At 39.2% G+C, this 4,301-nt stretch carries 4 protein-coding genes and 1 pseudogene; 4 read left to right on the top strand and 1 reads right to left on the bottom strand.

Annotated features, from left to right (window positions below):
* Window positions 1-968, top strand: a pseudogene (locus L654_RS0105605) (IS3 family transposase); the annotation flags it as partial.
* A 142-nt stretch (window positions 969-1,110) separates the two neighbouring features.
* On the opposite strand, the gene L654_RS0105600 reads toward L654_RS0105605, so the two are convergent.
* Window positions 1,111-1,464, bottom strand: coding sequence for a DUF3147 family protein (locus tag L654_RS0105600; RefSeq protein ID WP_008467186.1), 354 nt, complete (start codon window positions 1,462-1,464; stop codon window positions 1,111-1,113).
* Window positions 1,465-1,560: 96 nt separating this feature from the next.
* Between L654_RS0105600 and L654_RS0105595 the strand changes: the two genes are divergently transcribed.
* From L654_RS0105595 to L654_RS0105585, 3 genes are all read left to right on the top strand, one after another.
* The gene (locus L654_RS0105595) at window positions 1,561-1,944 is read left to right on the top strand and encodes a BlaI/MecI/CopY family transcriptional regulator (protein ID WP_008467191.1); all 384 of its coding nucleotides are present in this window, start codon (window positions 1,561-1,563) and stop codon (window positions 1,942-1,944) included.
* Between the two features lie 146 nt (window positions 1,945-2,090).
* A complete protein-coding gene (locus L654_RS0105590) occupies window positions 2,091-2,921 on the top strand; it encodes a M56 family metallopeptidase (protein ID WP_225305719.1) in 831 nt (276 codons plus the stop codon).
* A gap of 12 nt (window positions 2,922-2,933) precedes the next feature.
* Window positions 2,934-4,214, top strand: coding sequence for a TolC family protein (locus L654_RS0105585; RefSeq protein ID WP_024589678.1), 1,281 nt, complete (start codon window positions 2,934-2,936; stop codon window positions 4,212-4,214).
* Window positions 4,215-4,301: the final 87 nt, after the last annotated feature.

Here is a 4,301-nt window from a genome sequence, read left to right as displayed (position 1 = left end):
GAACTTAAAAAGCAAATCCAACGCATTGAATTAGAAAAGGATATATTAAAAAAGGCTACCGCTCTCTTGATGTCCGACTCCCTGAACAATTCTCGTTAATTGAGAAACTAAATCAACGAGAGCGTTACCCAATTAGCGTGCTGTGTAACGTATTCAATGTGCATCGTAGCAGCTATAAATATTGGGCTATAAGGGATACAACGCCGACACTAGAACAAATAAGGCTAGAGGCTGAAGTTAGAGCAATACATGCAATGAGCGGCGGCTCAGCTGGGGCGCGGACAATCGCGGCAATAGCAACGAACAATGATTTTGAATTGAGTCGTTATCGTGCTGCTAAGCTAATGGTTAAATTAAAGCTTGAAAGCTGCCAAGTACCTCAACATTCATATAAACGCGGCGGTAATGAGCACCTTGAAATTCCAAATCTGCTTGATAGACAATTTGATGTTGTTGAGCCAGATACCGTGTGGTGCGGTGATGTGACGTATATTTGGGTAGGTAATCGCTGGGCTTATTTAGCCGTTATTATTGATTTATTTGCACGTAAAGTAGTTGGCTGGGCCATGTCGTTGTCGCCAGATACTAATTTAACGCTAAAAGCGCTTGAACTCGCGTATGAAAGCAGAGGAAAACCGACAGGACTGATGTTTCATTCAGACCAGGGTAGTCACTATACCAGTTTAAAATATCGTCAACGTTTATGGCGCTATAAAATCAAACAAAGTATGAGTAGGCGTGGAAACTGTTGGGATAATGCACCAATGGAGCGATTTTTTAGAAGCTTTAAAACGGAATGGATGCCAAAGGTTGGATATGGAAATTTTATAGATGCTAAATATAGCGTTAGTGATTATATCAACGGATATTACAACAACGTTAGGCCACATCATTATAATGCCGGTTTAGCCCCAAATGAATCTGAGGTTAGATGCCAAGATTCTAAAACTGTGGCCAAAATTAGTTGACCACTACACACTTAGTACATAAATAAGGCTAGCTTTTATTTGACTCTGCTAAGTAATGGGAAATTTTTTAGAGATAAGTATCGAAATTATTGCCTCAGCTACATCCTTGATTTCACCATATTATTAATTTCAGAAACAACTTTTAGGGTAATAAATTTATTCCAAATTTACTAACGACGAATGCAAACACTCCAAAAATAAAACAAGTTATTAAGGCGCTGAGGCCGAGTGATGGCCAAAAACCAAATCGGTGTAGTAATGATGGAAATATTAAAAACATCGGTAAGGTAGGCACAACATACCAAAATGTGTACCAGGCATGACTCGCAATTTTCTCTGGCGGCTGTTTTTCAACGTACAACCAAATCATCGCTAAAATGGTTACCAATGGAAGTGCTACAATTAGTGCTCCGAGTTTATCACTGCGCTTTGCGACCTCTGAAACCGCTACAACAATTGCTGCTGTCACTAAGTATTTAAAAATTATCCAACCCATGTATTACTTTCCTTTTTAAATAAAAAAATAAAAACCGATTGCCTATCGGTTTTTATTTTGCCATGATATGGCTATGTTGTTAAAAGATATTTGATTATGCAGTTAGGCGAATTAGAAAAACTAGTACTTCAATATTTGTGGTCTTCTAAAGAAGCGGATGCAAAGCATGTGCACAGTCGTTTAGGTAAAACACGTGGCTGCACTCTCAATACTATTCAAAGCACCCTTGAAAGACTTTATAAAAAAGGCCTTCTTAGCAGAACTAAGCAGGGTCATGCTTATAATTACCGAACTAAAGTTGATCGTAACTCGCTTATAGCTACTTTAATAAATGATATTACAGCTGACTTTGTTGAAGAGGGTGAAAACAGTTTAATTGCTGCATTTTCTTCTACTTCGACTAATTTTAATGATACACAATTAGATGAGCTCGAAAAGCTTATAGAGCAACAGCGAAAACTACGAAGCGGAAAAGTGTAAACATGATTGTTGGAAATTGGGCCGTGTTTTTAAATCTAGCGAGCGCAGCGGTGACCGCTTTTATTTGTGTGATCATATTGATTTCCTTCTTCCACACCTCGCTTTGTAAAAAACTTACTATTTTCCAGTTTACCGAGCGTAAGTTCATGCTTTGGTTAACTATTAGCAGCCCTTGGTGGATCTCATTATTGTGTGCAGCTGTATTTTGGCAGGCACATCAAAACCAAATGTCTAATTGGTTGCAAGGGGTTGCTCACTGGCATCACCTAGAGGTTTTCTCTGTCTATAGTTGGCATTCGGTATTACTTATATCAGCAGCTTGTTTGATGACAAGCGCTAGCGTACATGCATTTTTTAGTCTTAATAGACATAGTTCAGCAATGAGCAGTCTGTTGGCTTTATCAAATACTCAACCTCACAAAGATTATCCCAACCAGTCTGTACACGTTATTGAACACCTTGTACCAGAGGCATTTACTGTTGGTTTTTTCAATCCAAAAGTGTATATAACCAGCGGATTACAAGCACTTGATGAAAAAACAGTACACATAGTCATACAGCATGAACTAGCACATTTAAAAGCCCGAGATCCGCTTTTTAAAACACTGTTTAGTCTATTTGGTTGGTGTTTTCCTGCGTCAACGCGCGCGGCGTTACAGCAATCTTATACGGCTTTAACAGAACAAATCGCTGATGTCGGTGCAACGCAAAGTTTTGATGGATTAGATGTGGCTCAAGCACTTATTAATGTTGCTCGATTTCAACGACAACAACATATTACGAATGACAATATATACATGAGTCATTTTAGTAATGAACAAATAACTCAGCGTATACAAACATTGTTAATGCCAATCTCCACTACGCCTAAGCTACTTTTAATGATCACCTTGTTTAGCTTTGTGGTTATCACTTTATTCACACTGTCGACTGTCGATAGTGTCCACCATCTTATCGAAACTTTTTTCATCCACTAAGTAAGGATTAAAATGAAATCATTTAGTAGTCATTTTACCCACAAAAAACCGATTGGTAGTCGGTTTTTTGTGGGAGTATTGATGGCTTTTACAGCACTGCCGTGTTTTGCAAGTGCTGAGGCTTATCAAACATTAAATCTAAAGCAAGCCATCTCATTCACGCTTGCTAACAACCCGCAATTACAGGGCTTCTTTTATCGAGATAAAGCCCAGCAAGGCAAAATAAAGCAAGCAAGTATAGGCCAAAGACCACAAATAGGCTTAATGGTTGAAGATGCTTTTGGGACAGGTGAGCATAGTGGTTTGCAAAATATGCAATCAACCTTAACTTTCTCTTGGCTGATGCAACAAGAGCAAATTGATAGTCGCGTAAAAGCAAGCCAGTCTGAACTTGAGCAGTTACGTTTAGATAAACAAATTATTGCACTTGATTTAGCCGCGATGACTGCGAAGCAATTTATTCAACTACTGGTGAAAGAAGAGGCACTAAAGCTCAATAAAATGGCAGTAAGACAAGCGAATGAAGTTGTAAATGCAATAGATAAACGAGTTCGTATTGGTCAGTCGTTGGCTATTGATAAAAATTTAGCCAAAGCTGAACTAATTAAACAAAAATTACTTGTCGAAGATCTTGAGCATGAAATAGCTAGCGGAAAATATCAGCTTTCAGCCTTGTGGGCAGAGCCTCGCACTGACTTTACACTTACAGGTAACTTATTGCAGTTACCTAAAATTGTAGATTTTCAGTCACAGTTCGAGCGCTTTAAAAATGCGCCTCGTTTGATGCAGTTAGCAAGTCAAAAACGTATTGCACAATCACACATTGAATTAGCTCAAATTGAAGCAAAACCACAATGGCAATTTACAACAGGCTTACGTCGCTATGAATCAACGGATGACTTTGGGCTCGTGGCCGGTGTTTCTATTCCGTGGGGAGCATCTGGCAGCAATGCCGGAACGGTCGCTAAGTTACGTGCCGAGCAAGATGTATTAACAGCGCAAGCGAAGAGTTTAACTCAACAAGCTAATAGCCAGCTTTATGCTTTGCTTCAAGAAGTTAAGCATTCTGTTCATGTAATTACCACCTCAAAAAATGAAATCATTCCCACGCTAGAAACCGCGCTTACCCAAGCAAAACAAGCATTTAACGTTGGTAAATTGAATTACAACCAGTGGAGTAGCGTGCGTCAGGCGCAATTAAGCGCGCAATCAGAACTACTTAGCGCTTATGAAAGCTTACATTTACAGCATATAGAAATTCAGCGTCTTACTGGCGCATCGATAGAACAATGAGATTATTTATGAAAACGACAAACTTTATTCCCTCCATAACCGTTGCCGTATTACTCGGCCTCAGCGCGGGGGTACATTTACCCGCTA

This window comes from Pseudoalteromonas sp. TAB23 (assembly GCF_000498075.1).
Lineage (GTDB): Bacteria > Pseudomonadota > Gammaproteobacteria > Enterobacterales > Alteromonadaceae > Pseudoalteromonas > Pseudoalteromonas arctica.
Note: the sequence above shows the minus strand (reverse complement) of the source record. Positions and strands in the feature narration are given on the sequence as shown.